The following is a 15736-nucleotide window of genomic DNA, read 5'->3' as shown; positions in this document are numbered from 1 at the left end:
CCGGGCGCGCAGACTTACCTCTGCCGATGTGCAGACTCTCAGGGGCGGGACCGGGGGCGGATCCCCGGACTCGCCCCTGCGCTGTGCGCGGCCTCCATCAACTCCGCGCGGCCTCCATCCACTCCCTCGGGCAGCGAGTAATGTAAGGGGCTAAGTTTTTGATCGCCCGTCATCGGGCCTGACGTCGGGGGAGGGACACCTGGTGGCATCCGCATCTCACGCCGACGTTCCGCCTGTCCGGACCCCGCACCTCGCCCACCGCGCGGGCGCCGTCATTGGCCGGATACTGGTCTTTCTGCTGGTCTGGGTGGGTCTGGCGCTGCTGATCGCGGCAGGCCTGATCCGCTTCTTCTGGGGTGAGATCACCGTGGGGCAGATGCTGCTCAACCTCGTCTCGGTGGAGACCGACGGCGGCGGTGGCGCGCTCGTCTGGGTCTGCATCCTGGGGATCGGTGTCCTTCCGCTGCTGATCACCACGGGCCTCGCGCTGGCGCTGCGGCGTCGAGCGCGCAGGCCCCGCCCGCGGCAGGGTGATGGTCCTGGCTGGCGCTCACCCTGGCTGATGCGCGCGATCTCCTCGACGCTGGCGGCTTCGATCGTGGTGCTCGGCACCGCCTCCTTCGCCGCCGCGGTGGGACTCGCCGACTATGTCGATGCAGGAAACTCCGAATACGACCTGGCCGATCACTACGTGTCCCCGCGCATCGTCGGCGACGATGAGAAGCGCAACCTGGTCCTGATCTACCTCGAGTCCGGGGAGGCCGCGCTGGAGGATGAGGAGCTCTTCGAGAAGGACGCTTTCGCACCGCTCAAGGAGGTCACCCAGGCGGCCCAGGGCTGGCAGAGCGTGGAGAATCTTCAGCAGTATGCGGGTGGCGGCTGGACCATGTCGGGTCTGACCGCGACTCAGTGCGGGATACCGCTGGCAGGCGTCACCGCGGCGGCGAGCAGCGGCACCCTCGGGCAGCTCCGCGAGGGGGAGGGTACCTATCTGGACGGGACCACCTGCCTGGGTGATCTCTTGGAGGACCACGGCTACACGAACGTGTTCCTCGGCGGAGCCAGCTCCTCCTTCGCCGAGAAGAACACCTTCCTGGGCAGTCACGGCTACTCGCGGGTCTTGGGACTCGACGATTGGCGCGCGGCAGGGGAGCCGGAGGGCAGCTTCCGCAGCGACTGGGGGCTCAGCGACGAACGCCTGATGAAGCACGCCCGGGACGAGGTTGATGCGCTGCATGCCGAGTCTCTACGCACCGGTGAGCCGTTCAACCTCTCGGTGCTGACCCTGGACACTCATGAACCGGTCCACGTGTTCGACTACTGCGAGGTGGACACCGAGGAGGAGGCCACCTCGGTATTCGCCTGCTCCATGGCCCAGGTGGCGGGATTCGTGGAACACCTGGAGCAGCAGGGTTATCTTGAGGACACGGCCGTGGTGGTCATGGGTGACCACCTCAAGCCGGTCAACGCCGGGGATTCCCTGCAGAGGCAGCTCGAAGATCACCGAGACCGAGCCATCTTCAATCGGATCTGGATTCCGGGCGCGGATCAGGACACCACGCTGCGCGCGGGTGTGGACCAGCTCAGCATGTACCCGACACTCCTGGAGGCCGCCGGGCTGACCCCGGCTGATCGTGAGGCTGGGCTGGGTGTCTCCGCGTTCTCCACGGAGGTCCCCGAAGACTCTGCGCAGTCGCTGCCGCCGGAGAGCTATTCCGAGCTGCTGCGCTCGCGTTCTCCGGAGTTCTACTCCGAGGCGTGGAGCTCGCGATCCTCCGTCGACTGACGCGCCTGGCTCTCGGGCTGCTGCCGCACCGGTGAGAACGACCCGGTGAGGAGCAGAACGCCGACCAGCGCGAGCGGCAGGATCCAGCCGGTCCACCCCAGGATCGTGGCCTGGGTGGTGTCGATGTGTTCCCCGGCCATGCTGAAGAGCAGGTAGGAGCCGGCGGCGGCATTGAAGCTGCCGTGGGCCAGCGCGGCCGGCCACACAGACTCCGAGCGGAGCCGCAGCCAGCCGAAGACCGCACCGACGATGATGCACATCCCCGTCATCATGCTCAGGCCCAGCCAGCCCGGGCCTGAGGCGTAGTTATAGCCCAGCAGCACCAGCGGCGCGTGCCAGAGCCCCCAGATGATCCCCGAGATCAGCAGTGCGGGGACTGTTCCCAGCGGCATCAGCTTCGGCAGCAACCACCCCCGCCAGCCCAGCTCTTCCCCCATGGCCGGTGCAAGGTTCAGCAGCGCCCCCAGTGGGATCGTGAGCAGCTGCAGCGCCACCAATGTCCCGAGGGAGAAAGGCAGGTCGGGAGCACCGGCGGCGCCGAGCTGTGCCTCGAGCTGCTCTTCGAAGCCTGAGAAGTTCACGAAGTCCGCCGGGTAGACCCCGAGCAGAGCTCCTATGGGCAGCGCCGCGAGGACCAGCACGATCGGGACGACGAGCCCCAGCGCGAGGTAGCCGAGGAAGCGCTTCACCGGGGTCATCGGCCACAGTCCCAGTGCGCGCGCCTTCTGCGCGGGACGCTCCAGGATGAACACCACCAGCAGCGCGCCGATCGTCGGGGTGAGCATCATCCCGATGGAGACCACCAGGAACCACGGGCTCGCCAGCCCCTCACCGGTCCACAGCGGCAGCGCGATCAGCCAGGCGAGTCCGAAGGTCACCACCAGGAACACGAGGATGTTTCGCAGATCGTCAGGCGCCAGGCGGCGATTTTCAGAAGCTGATGAATCGTTTCGTGGCATATGTAAACCGTATCTGAACAGGCGAGTTTTTGACTCCTCTTAGATGTTTATTGTTGACTGGTTCGATGGATCTGTTCTCACCTCCTCTGATTCTTCTGGCTCTCGGGATGGCGCTGATCTTCTGGTCGATGCGGGTCACTCTGACCGCGTATCCGAATCAGCGGGTACCGCTCTTCTGGACGGCGAAACAGCGTCCGCGGTGGGCCTACTGGCTGCAGATCGGCGGTATTGCTCTCGCCGGGGGTTCCGTGACCTACTGGGTCGACGAGGTGGGGTTCATCGGAGTCCTCGCCCCCTTCGTTGCTCTGCTTCCCTGGTTTCTCGGCGGCCTCCTGCATAACCGGCGAGTTGCCCGTGCCGACGAGGTCCAGCGCAGCGGTGCACCCCAGGGTCAGTCACCGGTGATGGACTGAGAGGCCGTATCCTCGAGCAGGTGGACACCAGCTCTGAGCACCGATTCTCCCCTCCATGCGGGCCCATCATCGGCCGTGCTGCCGGTCCGGTGGTCAAGGCATCCGGCATTCCGTATGCGAGGGCCCAGCGCTTTCAGCCGCCGCATCCCGTGGATGACTGGTCTGATTCATACCGTGCGCTCGACCCGGCGCCTGCGTGTCCGCAATGGCGCATCCGGGAGCTGGAGTCCGTCATCGGGAGCCAGACCGGCGGACTGCCCCAGGATGAGGACTGTCAGAATCTGACCGTCACGCTCCCTGCGGACCGGAGGCAGGGGGAGCTCCTGCCGGTCATGGTGTGGATCCATGGAGGTTCCTATATCTCGGGGGCCGGAGATGCGCCCATCTATGACCCGACCACACTCGTGGAGGAGCAGCGCGTCGTCGTCGTCGCGGTGACCTACCGGCTTGGAGCCTTCGGGTATCTCGGCGGGGCGGGACGGTCCGCCAACCTCGGTCTGCTGGACCAGCTCTGCGCCCTGGAATGGGTGCAGCGCAACATCCGGTCCTTCGGCGGTGATCCAGAGGCCGTCACGCTCTTCGGGCAATCGGCCGGCGGCGACGCCATCGCGCACCTGATGGCCACCCCAGACGCTCCCCGGCTCTTCCGCCGGGCCATCCTGCAGAGCCCGCCACTGGGGATATCCCGGGGTCGCCACAAAATGACGGAGGCCATGTCCGCTGCGGCTCCTGAGGTGTCGGCGCAGGCCTCGATCCAAGAGGTGCTGCGAGTCCAGGAGAGTGCGCGCGCCGCCGGCGCCCCGTTCGGACTGCGCGGACTGATGCCCTTCGGGACCCAGCACGGCGTCTCGCCGCTGCCCGCCGAATCCGAGATCGAGGACACCTGGAAGGCTGTCGCACCGCATATCGACATCATGATCACGCACACCGCCGAGGAGACCCGGCTGTTCATCCCGGTGGCGCGGCCGGTGCAGCGACTCCGCGATCTTCCGGTGATCGGTTCACCCGCGATGACGTTGCTGAGCCGGCTGGGGACCAGGCTCATCTACGTCACGGGCATCCGCACCTTCCTCCGGCGGCACCGTCGAGCCGGCGGCCGGGGGCACTATTTCATCGTGGACTGGGCCGCGCCCGGGAACTTCTTCGGATCGGCGCACGGGATCGATCTCGCGCTGCTCTTCGGGACCCGGGCGAACACCAAGGGGCTGAAGCTCCTGGAAGGGGCCTCCTGGGAGGACCTCGAGCAGGCAGGCAAGTCCGTCCGGGCGCTCTGGGCCGGGTTCGCCCGCGGAGCCGAGCTGCCCGAGACCGGTCGGATACCCGGCGTCGCCGCTTCCTAGCGGGACCTTTGTGCGAGGGACGGCGGCGATGCGGGGTGTGGCTCACTTGTTCTCAGCGGGTTTCTCCTCCACGTGGAGGAATCGGCGATCAACCTCGGGCAGCGTCGCGGGGCAGTGTTCTCGGGGTGATGAGTCCGTGTTCTCCAGAACCTCGCGCAGCTGTGCCTTGGCTCGCTGGTATCTTCCCCGCGCGGTCGAGGCCGGGATATCGAGGATCTGACCGGCGTCGGCGATGCTGAATCCTTCCCAGTGGACCAACCGGATCAGTTCACGAAGCTCAGGATCGAGTCGTTGGACGGCATCACGAACGTCGACTCCGTCATCGGCCGCCTGGGACTCAGAGGCGGTGCCCAGCATGGATTTGAGCTTGTTGACCAGTCGGTACCGACGGCGCCGGCTGCGGTCGGCGTTCTTCAGCACATTGCCGGCGATGCCGAAGAGCCACCTGCGTCCGGCCTCGGCCTCAGCCGGGTGGTTCTTCTCGCGCTGCCAGGCGGTGAGCATGGTCTCTGCCAAGAGGTCTGCGGCTGCCTCGGAGTTCGTGCGCCGTTGGAAGTAGTGCAATAGGTCTGCTGCGTTGACCGTGAGCGCTGTCTCGAGAGGAGAGCTGTGAGAGTGCGTCACCCTTCAGACCCCTCTCCCTGGGTCTCATAGGTGTCCATGTCCCCGAGTTCGTCCATCCAGCTGCCCTCGAAGTCAGCGCCGGGGCAGGAATGCCCGAAGGAGTAGCCACCTACCCCGACCTCCATCATCTCCGCGCCGTACTCGTCCTGCAGCTGCAGAGAAAGCCCCGAATCTACGGCGGAGAAGTACGCGACATCGTCGGTCTCCTCCTTCCCCTCCGGGAGGCCCATGGCATCGGAACGAGCTCGGGCCCGGTCGAGGAACCCCTCGCGTTCCACCATGGCATCGACTCTGTCTTGGACATCTGAGTACATCTCACGCACGAACGCGTCCTGTTCCGCGGTCATGGAATAGTCATCGATGTTCTCCATCCCGGCTGGCCCCAGCGTCTTCATGCGGAGTTCGACCTCACATTCGGCGCCGCTGGGCAGTTCGAAGCTGTAGTTCACGTGGGGCTCCACCCCCAGATCCGACCAGTAGCTGCGCAGCTCAACGACGGCCACGGCGGCAGTGGCCGTGCCGAGCAGTGCCAGGGCAGCGAGGCCCATGGCGGCGCCGCGGGAGAGACCAGACCGGCTCGCACGACGGCGGCTCCTGGCGTCCTCGCGACTCGCCACGGCGAGCTGTTCCAGCTCCGCCTGCAGCGCAGCGGTGACTGGTGTCCCAGGCGGCGCTGAGTTTCTCAGGTGCGCGTCGAGAGATGCGTCGGAGCTTTCTGGCCCCTGGTCTTCGGGCGGGTCGCTGTTCGGTGGTGACCAAGACATGTCGGTGGTCCTTAATCGCTCGGGAACGTGTCCTTACCCTCTACATGTCCGGTCAAGGCTGAAACGTCCACGACCAAGCGATGACGTCACTGCGCGGCGGGTGGGTTCTTCTCGTGGGGAAACCACTTCTCCGCGATGGCCTGCTCGCTCTGTCCTGTCGCGGTGAGGTGCATCTGTGTGATGCTACGCACCGAGTCGAGGCGGCGGACGCCGACCTGGATGGTCCTCGCACGGGCGCACCTTGCCGTACCAGCGTGGATGACCGCCACGACGAAGAGCTCTTCAGCAGGATCTTCGGGATCGTAGCGAGCAGGGGTCGTCAGCGAGTGCCGGACAGGATGAGTTCAGCTGCCTCCTGCGGGGCGTCCCACTGAGGGAAATGTCCACACCGGGGGAACCAGTGCAGGGTCGCGTCGGGGAACGCCGCAACAGCCCGATGGGCCTGCCGCGGAACGGTGACGAGGTCGCGGCGTCCCCACCCGATGGTGACGAGGCCGGGGACCGTCCCGAGTGGAGCGCCCTCCTGCGTGGGACCCTTCGTGAGTGCATCCATTGCCGCATCCGTCGCTGGAGCGTCGGCCAGCCCAAGCAGGTCGGGCAGGACGGTCTGCTGGTTCAGCGACCACGGGTGGGCCGAGAACTGCGCGAGCAGCGCGGTACGAGTGACGCGATTCCCCAACAGCACCGGAAGGGCGCCGCGCAGGGCACGGACCAGGCCGATCGAGGGACGGAGTGTAGAGCCGAAGACCGTCAGCTCGCGTTGGTTCCAGAACCCCCCGGGGTCTAGCGCGACGGTGTCACCACCGATCCCGCGTCTGGCAAGCTCAAGCACGATCCGTCCACCCATTGACTGTCCTGCAGTGGCAACGCCCTCCAGCCCCTGCTCGTCGATGAACTCTGAGACTGAATCGGCGAGCGTGGCAATCGATACTTCGCCAGGCAGTGGCGTCGTCTGGCCGAATCCGGGCAGGTCTACCGCGATGACCTCCCGGTGCGCGGCCAACGCGTCGATGATCGGATCCCAGGATTGCAGACCCGCTCCGAGGCCGTGCACCAGCAGCAGTGGGCTTCCATGGCCTCTTCGGACGTGATGAAGACTCATCGAATCAGTGTACGGCGGGGTTCGGCGTCGAACCGTCCCGCGACGGATCGGCCTACGAGGGCTAGTCGTGCCAGGTCGCCATTAGCGTCACCTGCGACGGCCGGCTGCCAAGTGTCGTGGTTCTGGAGGCGGAGAAGTGAGACCTGCGGTTCCGGGGGAGAGCCGGGTCGACGTTCGTGCAGCGGACCTTGTGGTGAGTTCCCGCTGCCTCGTTATCCAGTAGTTTTCTGAGACACGGGCGTTAGCTCCTACCCGGCTGTTCGCGCAGGTTTCGCGGGGCGCGTGCGAGGCCTGTATACGTCTCGCCGCATACGGGCGGTGAGAATGGCGAGTGCTTGGTCAGTTTCCTGCCGTGAGTACCTTTTGCTCAGTGGGACCCTTTTTCTCTTGCGAGTGGGAGGTGCTTGCCACGCTTTGGTCATTGCTGGACCTGCCTCTCGGCGCGCTGCTTTCACCGCCGACGCGTAGGAGTCCGCGATTGTTTGGGCGGCATAGATTGACAGCTGGGCTTGGTAGTAGGCCAGCCGTGATTGGATCCCGCTGATTTGATCGGTCAGCTGCCTTTGGGTCGCAAGGGTGCCGTCTAGACGCTGAATGAGAAACGGTGCTTCCATATAGTCCTCGACAGCACGTACCGCTTCGCTGTAGATCTCCGCCCGATGGTGTCGGCGCACGAATCTTTGCTGAATCAAGTAGCCCACCATGACAACGGTGGCGCCGACCAACGCTGCGATGATCGTCGCAAACCCATCCCCGGCGAACCAACTGTCGGGGGTGTCAACTACTGTTGGGGTAGTCAGAGTGGTCATCGCCCCTCCGGTTCAATCGCTGAGCGTTGATGAAAGTGTCCCGCCTCTGGACCGATCCATTCACCGGTTTGGCGAAACCACTGTTCCTTGATGAGGTGAACCCCGATCCTTATAACGAGATCAGCTGCCCCATCTGCGAGCGTCCATCGTTGATTGATGGGATCTCTGGGATGCCACATGCAGAGGGATCCGTCGGCATAGCGATGGGGTGACTCAGTAGGACCGTCAACGTAGACCCGAGGCACCTTCGGCGAACGTGGCAAGAACTGAACGATCACTCGTCGCGCAGGAACACCTTTCGGTCTCAAAGGAATTGTCATGACGAATCCACTGCGGTGACCGGCACGCTTCCCCGTGCGCACATCATCCAAATCTCGCAACTCACGGAGGAAACCAACTCTGTGAGCCGGGATGTCGAACCAGGGGGGAGGGTTCCACCCTGCAGCACTCACTGGCTGGAGTCTCCATAAGCACGGGCGGCACTCGCGCCGGCCGTGCTTCCAGCGACTGGAATTCCCAGAGCGGTCGCAGCGACGGGTGTGCGGGCTTTCAGTGAGGTCGCCATTGTCGAGAGCTCCGATGTCTCGGGTGAGCTGACGTACTTCCAGAACACTTCGCTCACGCCAGCACGGACGCCAGCATCGTCGGTTGCATCCAGCGCATCTTGCAGGTGCTTGGCAGCTTTTCGCAGTCGAACCGCCATCTTGGTCGGCTCGATGAGTAGCTTGAGGTTCTCGGAGACACCGGCTGGGTCGGGGGTGGGTTTCCCTGCTTCGAGTCGGGCTGCCGCGTTCTCAAAAAGTGCATGCAAACCTTTGGAGATGCCCATCCCTGGTTCTACGAACTCATACCCCCAGACGCACATCTCGAATGAGGATGCCCCTGGACTCAGGTACTGCTTATTCCACGCCTTCGCGAGCCGCATGATCTTTCGCCGCGTCGACCGAAAACTGGGAGCCTCGCCGTTGAACAGGGCGATGTGCTGCACCGGGTCCGACGGCTCCCAGGTATCTGCCTCCAGGTTTGGGATCCAGATGCCCTCACCCTCCTTGCGAGTGAGAGCGAGCACCAAGTCCACAGTCGGGTCTGTCCCGTCGTCGAGCGGTGCGTGAAAATAGATCTTCGGACCACGTTTAGAAGTGTGCATCTTCGCTTCGGGGTACTTCTCACGAACCAGCGGCCTTAAATGGTCGAGGAGCTCATCGACGATCTCTTCAGGGGCTTCGGTTTTGTTACCTTCTGGTCCGAGCCCTGGATAGTAATTTCGGTTGAGGACCAAGCCGCCGTCACCGTCGGTGACGGGCTCATTCATCGTGTGTGCGGCAAGTGATCCGCTCTGGTAGGAGCGGAGGGCCCCGTAGAAGCTCTCCGCTTTTGAGCGTACGAACGCGAGCCGCTCTCGTGCTTCTTTTAGCGCGGCGTCGTCTGCTTCGATCTGATCCCGAACATCGTCGAGAAACTCACTTACGGTTTCCATTTCCTACCTCCGGTCGATAGCGGCCTGGACGGCAACATGTGGTGGTGTGCTGGTCGACACCAGTAGGTGCCGACCAGCTGCATGTCATCGGGTGCGCACGCGCCGAGTGGTCGTGGTGGTCACAATTTTGACCTTGATAGGTCCCCGACGGGACGTCTGGGTGCGACGGATGGTCGCCATGGCTTCTCCTTCCTCAGGGGTTGGCCCGAGGAAGAAGTCACGACCCAGGCGGCCGCTGGAAACTTCGGTAAGCTATCGGTTGCTGGAGACAAATCAGCCAATAGCCCCTCAGGGGGTTCCCGGTCCGTACCCATTGCAGTGGGTGCGGACCGGAACTGTCTAACCTCGCCGAAACGATATGTCAATACTACATGTTGGGTCCGGAGATATCAGTAGCCACTAGATGTTGTAGTTGCATAGGTGTAGTTCTCCACCGGCTGTCCACAGGACCTGTGGACCGTGAAACCCCCCGGAATGGCGCGGAAGCGTCACCCCTCCCGGGCGTTCCTCCACAGCTGTGGAGTTCGATGCTCCCAAGAAGAAGTTTCTCGAAACGCCGCGTGTCTCGGCGTGTCAATCTGTCTATTTAAGGTTGCGCAACTACCAATTGCGACGACATTGCTCCTCTTTTATCGAGACGCCAGCGGGCTAACCTTCCGGTTGCGCCCGCTGAATCTCCCGATAGACCGTCGCACGTGACACGTCAGAGAGTTCAGCCAACTCCGTCTGTGTATGGGTCCCAGCCTTATGCGTAGCAAGGAGATGCTTCGGCTTTGAAGGGGAGGGCTTTAGTTCTTTGAACCGCCCTGGGATTCTTGGAGACTCTGGTCTGTCCTGGGTTTGGTGGCAATCTGATCGGGCAGGATGTGTCTCCATTTACGCCGACCCGTCAGCCGGCGAGACCGGCCCGGCGCATCAACAAGCCCACTTGTAGATGCCCGACACTGATACCCCGCCCCATGGTGAGCTCAGCGTGGACTCGTCGCACTCCGTAGCGGCCGTGAGAAGCCGCATAGACCTGGGCGATGACACCGGTGAGCCACTGGTGTCGGATTGCTCGTTCCGAAGGGGCCCTGTCTCGCCGGTCGTAATGCCCGACTCTGAAACCCCAGGGTTCGACACGCGAGACGCACTGGCAGCCCCTGAGCGGAGATCAGCTCGACCGCCGAGTGCCGCCGTTTGCGTCGGTCTCGGCTTTAAACACCTCCACCGCCTTCGTTGCGACGGCCAGCTGCATCTCCAATGCAGCGATTCGATTCTTCGCCACGCGCAGTTCGGCCTTCTCCGCGGTGGTCATACCCGTGATCTCTCCACGGTCGATCCGGTCTTGTCGGCGCCAGGCGTAGACCGTCTGGTCACTGATCTGAAGGTCGTGCGCGATGCCCGCGACGCTGCGGCCCGTGTTGAGCAGGTCCAACACTCTGCGTCGAAATTCAGTCGGGTAGCCTCTTCGTCCCATCTGTTCCTCCTGAGCTCAGGACATACAGAATCCAAGAAATGGCTGCTCCTTGGAACCCGGGACAGACCAGAGTCTCCATCAAACCCAGGGCGGTTCAATCGCGGGTCCATGCTGGTGCCCACTTACGGGAAAGAAGTCTCCCGAATCGACACGGACGGTTTCCAGCGCGGATTTGTGTGGACCAAGGCGCAAATGGATCGGTTCATCGAGTCCCTACTTCTCGGGTTCCCCATCCTCGGCATCTTCCTGGTGAAGCAAACGAGCCACAATCGCTTATTGGTCCTCGACGGACAGCAACGCCTTCTGACGCTACAGAAGTTCTATGAGGGCGTGCACGCAAAAAGGGAGTTCGCTCTTAGGAACGTCAGCGAGCAATTTATGGGTCATACCTACAAGACACTCGGGGAAGCGCTCCAGTTCCGACTGGACGATTCGTACCTGAATGCCACTATCGTGGCGACAGATGGCTCGCCCGAGATGAACGAGGCGATCTACCAGGTCTTTGAGCGCCTCAACTCGGGTGGCACGCAGCTGACTGCTCACGAGATACGAGTTGCTCTATCTGCTGGCCCTATCATTGGGCTTCTTGAACGGATGAACTCGAACCCTGGTTGGCGTGAACTGTACGGTAAGCGCAGCGCTCGGCTTCACGACCAGGAACTCACCCTTCGAATCATTGCGCTTTTCATGCAAGCCGACGATTACGCTAGGCCTTTGAAGTCCTTCCTCAACAAGTTCGCCAGCGCTTTTCGCCAACCAGACGCGACCGTGCTCGAGGCAAGTGAGACCTTTGAAACAGCCGCCGAGGAGCTTCGAGCGCTTGGTCCGTCGATACTTCGTAGCCACGGTGCGTCGCAGATAAATGCAGCTCGGAAAGAGGCAATCTTTGTGGGTGTCATGCGGGCAATTGCTGCCGGCAACCTGACGAACGACCTTGAAGCATCGATCCGGGCACTCGGTTCAGATCCTGAATTTGTCACTGCAACCACACGCTCCACAGCGGATAGAGATTTCGTCATGCTGCGCCTGGATCGAGCGGCGACGGCGCCTAAAGCGTGAGCACCTGGCCGCCAGCTACTGTTCGCAGCCGTAAACAGGATCTGCCGGAATTAACAGCGACACTCTGAGGCAGTTCCCCGAAAGAGGGGGCGCTCGTGGTTGCGATGTCTCGATACACAGTGGTGAGAGCTGCTGGATATGTCGAAGCGGTTAGGGACGACGTGGCAGATCTATTCGTTAACCGTGTGGCCCTCGACCTTGTGCGTAATCGGCTTCTTTCAGGTCTCCGGTCTGGACAAGGCGTGCGAGCTAAGCAGCTAATTGATTTCGTCCAAACCTTCTCCCCAGAGTGGGGGTTAGAGCTTAGAGACTTTCTCCAGGATGACTCCGGCCCTCGGATTAGGTCGAGTGATCTGGGTGCTCTCGTAAACGCCAGGCACAAGATAGCTCATGGAGACGGGGGCTCTGTTGGACCCAATGACGCCCTTCGTTGGGCTGCAGCGGACGAAGAGGTTGGGGGTTGGCTCGTAAGACGTTTCGACCCAAGCAGAGACTTCTACTCTCGGGTGTCGACTGTGGCCTAGGGCCACGGGGACGCTTGCGTGTTGCAGGGTCTAAACCTGAGTGTGATTGTGGGGCTTTAGAATGCGCGGTGACTTCACGCCACAAGTCCTCGAAGAGCCCAGCAATCCTCTCGGCTGTGGCGTCTGGGTACACCCCAGAGCGACGCACTGCGTTTACACCAGGAGGCTCGGGTCAAGATGTCACCTACTAATGCGGCAGACCCCAATGGCATGACGAGATCAATAGTCTGCACCCTGACAGGATCCCGGTCGTGTCGCTTCCCTGGGCGGGACCCCATGCAAAGCTATTCGCGTTGCAGGAGAGTCAGCGTGCAACCCTGCGCGGGAAGATGACCGCGATCAGCCAGATAGCGATGGCGAAGAACCCAGCGCACCATATGGTCCCGATCCACCAGGAGCTACCAACGGGATCACCGTTCAGCAAGGCACGTGATGCGTCGATGATCGGAGTCATCGGCTGATGTTGGGCGAACCCCTGGAGCCACCCCGGCATGGATTCCACAGGCGCGAATCCAGAGGATACATACGGCAAGAACAACAGAATGAAGCCGTACCCACTCGCCGATTCAGCAGACCCGGCCACCATCCCGAGTGTGGCGAAAACCACCGTGATCACCAGGATCCATAAAGCGATCAGACCGACAGCGGCCACTAGTTCGAGGGCCGAGGAGTCAGTGCGGAAACCCAGGGCGAACGCCGAGGCAACCACCACCGCTGTGGCCAGCAAATTGCGTGCCATCGAGGAAACGGTGTGCCCCAGCAGCACAGTGATTGAGGGGAAGGGCATTGTGCGTAACCGATTCATGAACCCGGTGGTCATGTCATTGCTGACGACCACGGCGGTGTAGGAAGCTCCGAAGCCTGCCGTGGTCAGTGCGATGGCGGGCAGCACATATGAGAGATAAGCGTTCCGCGTCTCCGACGCGTTGGCAGCGTCACTGACGTCCATGGCCCCGCCGAGTATGAAAACGAAAACCAACATCAGCATCAATGGCAACAGAATCGCCATGAGCAGTGACTCAAGGTCGCGGAAGGAGTGCTTCAGACTGCGTAGGGAGGAGACGGCCAGGCTGGTAAGAAAACTGGCTCGTGCGGGCTGTGATGCTCTGGATGCGGTTACGCCCGGCACTGAGCGCGCCTCAGGAGATTCTTGCGTTGAGGTGCTCACGTCTGGGCTCCTTCTGTGTCGGACTCCTGGGATGCCGGGGCACCGGTGAGCTCCAGGAAGACCTCATCGAGCGTGGGGCGACGGACGGTGACCGCGACCTCTGGTTGGTGTTGTGCGATGGCGGATATGTGGTGGGCGACGTCGGTTGCCTCACCGGAGGTGGAGATTTCCTTGATGACGCGACCTGCCTGATCATGGACCTGGATGGTGGAACCACCGATGCGTTCCTTTAACTGGGAGGCGGTGCCTTCGGCCACGATTCGCCCGTCATGAAGGACCATGATTCGATCCGCGAGGACATCGGCCTCCTCCAAGTACTGCGTGGTGAGGAAGATTGAGGTGCCATGGGCCGCGAGTGCCTGAATCTCGTCCCAGAGCGCCTGACGGCTTCGGGTGTCCAATCCGGTGGTGGGCTCGTCCAGGAAGATCAGCAGCGGGTCTGCAATCAGACTGGCGGCGATGTCAAGTTTGCGCCGCATGCCCCCTGAGTAGGTCGATACACGCTTATTCATTGCAGCAGTGAGATCGAACCTTTCAAGAAGGGCCTGGGAGCGGCGCACTGCATCCCGCCGGGAAAGCCCAAAAAGCCGGCCCATCATGAGCATGTTTTCCATCCCAGAGAGCTGTCCATCCACGGCGGCGTACTGCCCGGTCAACGAGATCAGCCCCTGGATCCGCTTCTTGTCACGTCGCGTGTCCAGTCCCAGTACGCGTATCTCTCCGGAGTCATGGGGAATCAACGTGGACAGGACGTTGATCAGTGTGGTCTTGCCTGCCCCGTTTGGTCCGAGTAGGGCGTGTATCCCGGGCGGGAGGGTCAAGTTGAGGTTCTTCAGCACATCATGCTTGCCATAGCTCTTTGAGAGTCCTGAGATCTCGAGAAGCGGGCTGTCTGTGTAACTCATACACAGAGTATTACACACACTGTGTATGAGTTACACAGACCCCTGGTGAGAGAATTCGGATCATGGCTGACATCACGGATACTGGATTACCACGTGCGGTTACGATTGCTTGGGGCATGCAAGAGGTGCCACAACGTGGACCGAATCGCGGGCTGAGTCATGCGCGCATCGTGGCCGCCGCAATGGACATCGCTGATGCCAAGGGACTGAGCGCGGTCACCATGCAGGCTGTGGCTGAATCGCTCAGCTTCACCACCATGTCGCTCTACCGGTATCTCTCGAGCAAAGACGAACTGCTCCGGCTAATGCAGGACGCCGCGATTCAACTTCCAGACAAGATCACACTGTCAGCGAATTGGAAGCAGGCGTTGAGGCAGTGGGCTGAGCTTATCCGAGCGGCTTACCGGGCGCACCCATGGGTGCTGGGGATCCCTCGGGGGCAGACCTCCGTGCTCATGCCGAACTCGGTACGCGGCGCAGACATTGGGCTCGGTGCACTGGAGGGGCTGAACCTGAAGGACGACACCAAAGTTGGCGTCATTCTGGTGGTCTCCCAGCATGTGGCGACTATGGTGGAATTGGAGCAGTCACTCGCGGACGAAACAGACTTCGCTGTGACGGCCCACGGCCTGGAGATGCTTGGCGAAGCGATCACAGAGACGCGGTTCCCCAATGTCGCCGCACTTCTGGCGGCCGGCAATTACGTGCCGAACGTTCGCCCGCCCACGCCGGATCCTCGTGACGAAGAAGAAGGAGTTGACGCCGACTTCATCTTCGGCCTCGATCTCATCATTTCCGGCCTGGAGGTATTGGAACGCAACGGCAGCGACGTAGCCTAACCCCGGCCCCCGTCTATCTTCGGTGGCACGTCTTGTGCGGGTTCACAGGTCGCCACCGCTGAGGACGGGTTCTCCTCCTGCTCAGGGCATACGGAACCCAGGAAATCCGAACTCCTAGGAAAACGGGACAGCCCAAGCCGTATGGGAGCGCCCGCTGAGGGTCCTTCTCACAGCCCAGTGCCGCCCGCTTGCTAGCTTCAGGGAGCTCCCAGGCCACGAACACTGCTTGTCCAAGAAGGCTCTCTAGTGTTGTGACTACCTATTGAAGGTGCGAGTGATTCAGTAAACCCCGCGTCCGGAAACAGTGTCCCCTCACACTCCGGCCGCGGGGTTTACGCATTCCTGGTGCAAGCACTCGATCTCAGCGCCAGGAACGAGAGACATTCCTATTGGTGCCCGCTACGGCATCCTTGGGTTCTTGCGGTGATTGCAACACTTAGTAGATGGGTGTTGATATGACGGGCTACTCGATCTTTGTGAGACCGGATCTTCTCCAGGTGTTCTGGAC

At 62.2% G+C, this 15736-nt stretch carries 16 protein-coding genes; 6 read left to right on the top strand and 10 right to left on the bottom strand.

The window, feature by feature from the left end:
* Window positions 1-202 precede the first annotated feature (202 nt).
* Window positions 203-1786, top strand: a complete 1584-nt coding sequence (locus I2487_RS14305; RefSeq protein WP_207170447.1) for a sulfatase-like hydrolase/transferase — start codon at window positions 203-205, stop codon at window positions 1784-1786.
* Here I2487_RS14305 and I2487_RS14300 read toward each other — a convergent pair.
* Window positions 1747-2745 carry a CPBP family intramembrane glutamic endopeptidase gene (locus I2487_RS14300; protein ID WP_207170448.1) on the bottom strand — a complete coding sequence of 333 codons (999 nt, stop codon included), beginning with the start codon at window positions 2743-2745 and terminating at the stop codon, window positions 1747-1749. The two genes, I2487_RS14305 and I2487_RS14300, sit on opposite strands and share 40 nt — an antisense overlap.
* A gap of 65 nt (window positions 2746-2810) precedes the next feature.
* Between I2487_RS14300 and I2487_RS14295 the strand changes: the two genes are divergently transcribed.
* Entirely contained in the window at window positions 2811-3158 is a 348-nt protein-coding gene (locus I2487_RS14295) for a hypothetical protein (RefSeq protein ID WP_207170449.1), read from the top strand.
* Window positions 3159-3178: 20 nt separating this feature from the next.
* Entirely contained in the window at window positions 3179-4498 is a 1320-nt protein-coding gene (locus I2487_RS14290; protein WP_207170450.1) for a carboxylesterase family protein, read from the top strand.
* A gap of 42 nt (window positions 4499-4540) precedes the next feature.
* Here I2487_RS14290 and I2487_RS14285 read toward each other — a convergent pair whose 3' ends face one another.
* From I2487_RS14285 to I2487_RS14255, 7 genes are all read right to left on the bottom strand, one after another.
* The gene (locus I2487_RS14285; RefSeq protein WP_207170451.1) at window positions 4541-5122 is read right to left on the bottom strand and encodes a sigma-70 family RNA polymerase sigma factor; all 582 of its coding nucleotides are present in this window, start codon (window positions 5120-5122) and stop codon (window positions 4541-4543) included.
* Window positions 5119-5886 carry a hypothetical protein gene (locus tag I2487_RS14280; protein WP_207170452.1) on the bottom strand — a complete coding sequence of 256 codons (768 nt, stop codon included), beginning with the start codon at window positions 5884-5886 and terminating at the stop codon, window positions 5119-5121. Before I2487_RS14280 ends, I2487_RS14285 begins: the two co-directional genes overlap by 4 nt.
* A gap of 319 nt (window positions 5887-6205) precedes the next feature.
* Window positions 6206-6940: an alpha/beta fold hydrolase gene (locus tag I2487_RS14275; RefSeq protein WP_345941448.1), complete on the bottom strand. Its 735-nt coding sequence runs from the start codon at window positions 6938-6940 to the stop codon at window positions 6206-6208.
* An 853-nt stretch (window positions 6941-7793) separates the two neighbouring features.
* Window positions 7794-8117, bottom strand: coding sequence for a type II CBASS E2 protein (locus I2487_RS15910; protein ID WP_518523730.1), 324 nt, complete (start codon window positions 8115-8117; stop codon window positions 7794-7796).
* A gap of 128 nt (window positions 8118-8245) precedes the next feature.
* Entirely contained in the window at window positions 8246-9274 is a 1029-nt protein-coding gene (locus I2487_RS14270; protein ID WP_207170454.1) for a nucleotidyltransferase family protein, read from the bottom strand.
* 889 nt (window positions 9275-10163) lie between these two features.
* A complete protein-coding gene (locus I2487_RS15905; RefSeq protein WP_518523733.1) occupies window positions 10164-10301 on the bottom strand; it encodes an IS3 family transposase in 138 nt (45 codons plus the stop codon).
* A gap of 126 nt (window positions 10302-10427) precedes the next feature.
* Entirely contained in the window at window positions 10428-10691 is a 264-nt protein-coding gene (locus tag I2487_RS14255) for a transposase (RefSeq protein WP_207170456.1), read from the bottom strand.
* Window positions 10692-10841: 150 nt separating this feature from the next.
* On the opposite strand from I2487_RS14255, the gene I2487_RS14250 reads away from it, so the two are divergent.
* Window positions 10842-11792: a DUF262 domain-containing protein gene (locus I2487_RS14250; RefSeq protein ID WP_207170457.1), complete on the top strand. Its 951-nt coding sequence runs from the start codon at window positions 10842-10844 to the stop codon at window positions 11790-11792.
* Window positions 11793-11887: 95 nt separating this feature from the next.
* Window positions 11888-12316, top strand: a complete 429-nt coding sequence (locus tag I2487_RS15900) for a HEPN domain-containing protein (RefSeq protein WP_207170458.1) — start codon at window positions 11888-11890, stop codon at window positions 12314-12316.
* A gap of 304 nt (window positions 12317-12620) precedes the next feature.
* Here the strand turns inward: I2487_RS15900 and I2487_RS14240 are convergent, their stop codons facing one another.
* Window positions 12621-13484 carry an ABC transporter permease gene (locus I2487_RS14240; protein ID WP_345941447.1) on the bottom strand — a complete coding sequence of 288 codons (864 nt, stop codon included), beginning with the start codon at window positions 13482-13484 and terminating at the stop codon, window positions 12621-12623.
* Window positions 13481-14389, bottom strand: coding sequence for an ABC transporter ATP-binding protein (locus I2487_RS14235; protein ID WP_207170459.1), 909 nt, complete (start codon window positions 14387-14389; stop codon window positions 13481-13483). The genes I2487_RS14240 and I2487_RS14235 overlap by 4 nt, the downstream gene beginning before the upstream one ends.
* A 62-nt stretch (window positions 14390-14451) precedes the next feature.
* Here I2487_RS14235 and I2487_RS14230 point away from each other — a divergent pair, with 62 nt between their 5' ends.
* The gene (locus tag I2487_RS14230; RefSeq protein ID WP_207170460.1) at window positions 14452-15228 is read left to right on the top strand and encodes a TetR/AcrR family transcriptional regulator; all 777 of its coding nucleotides are present in this window, start codon (window positions 14452-14454) and stop codon (window positions 15226-15228) included.
* The last annotated feature ends 508 nt before the right edge of the window (window positions 15229-15736 follow it).

The organism is Nesterenkonia sp. E16_10 (assembly GCF_017347085.1).
Taxonomy (GTDB): domain Bacteria; phylum Actinomycetota; class Actinomycetes; order Actinomycetales; family Micrococcaceae; genus Nesterenkonia.
Note: the sequence above shows the minus strand (reverse complement) of the source record. Positions and strands in the feature narration are given on the sequence as shown.

Excerpts from the sequence above, each read along its gene's own strand:
- I2487_RS14300 (WP_207170448.1), bottom strand. The coding sequence starts at position 2,745 with ATGCCACGAAACGATTCATCAGCTTCTGAAAATCGCCGCCTGGCGCCT.
- I2487_RS14295 (WP_207170449.1), top strand. The coding sequence starts at position 2,811 with ATGGATCTGTTCTCACCTCCTCTGATTCTTCTGGCTCTCGGGATGGCG.
- I2487_RS14280 (WP_207170452.1), bottom strand. The coding sequence starts at position 5,886 with ATGTCTTGGTCACCACCGAACAGCGACCCGCCCGAAGACCAGGGGCCA.
- I2487_RS15910 (WP_518523730.1), bottom strand. The coding sequence starts at position 8,117 with ATGACAATTCCTTTGAGACCGAAAGGTGTTCCTGCGCGACGAGTGATC.
- I2487_RS14270 (WP_207170454.1), bottom strand. The coding sequence starts at position 9,274 with ATGGAAACCGTAAGTGAGTTTCTCGACGATGTTCGGGATCAGATCGAA.
- I2487_RS14250 (WP_207170457.1), top strand. The coding sequence starts at position 10,842 with ATGCTGGTGCCCACTTACGGGAAAGAAGTCTCCCGAATCGACACGGAC.
- I2487_RS14235 (WP_207170459.1), bottom strand. The coding sequence starts at position 14,389 with ATGAGTTACACAGACAGCCCGCTTCTCGAGATCTCAGGACTCTCAAAG.
- I2487_RS14230 (WP_207170460.1), top strand. The coding sequence starts at position 14,452 with ATGGCTGACATCACGGATACTGGATTACCACGTGCGGTTACGATTGCT.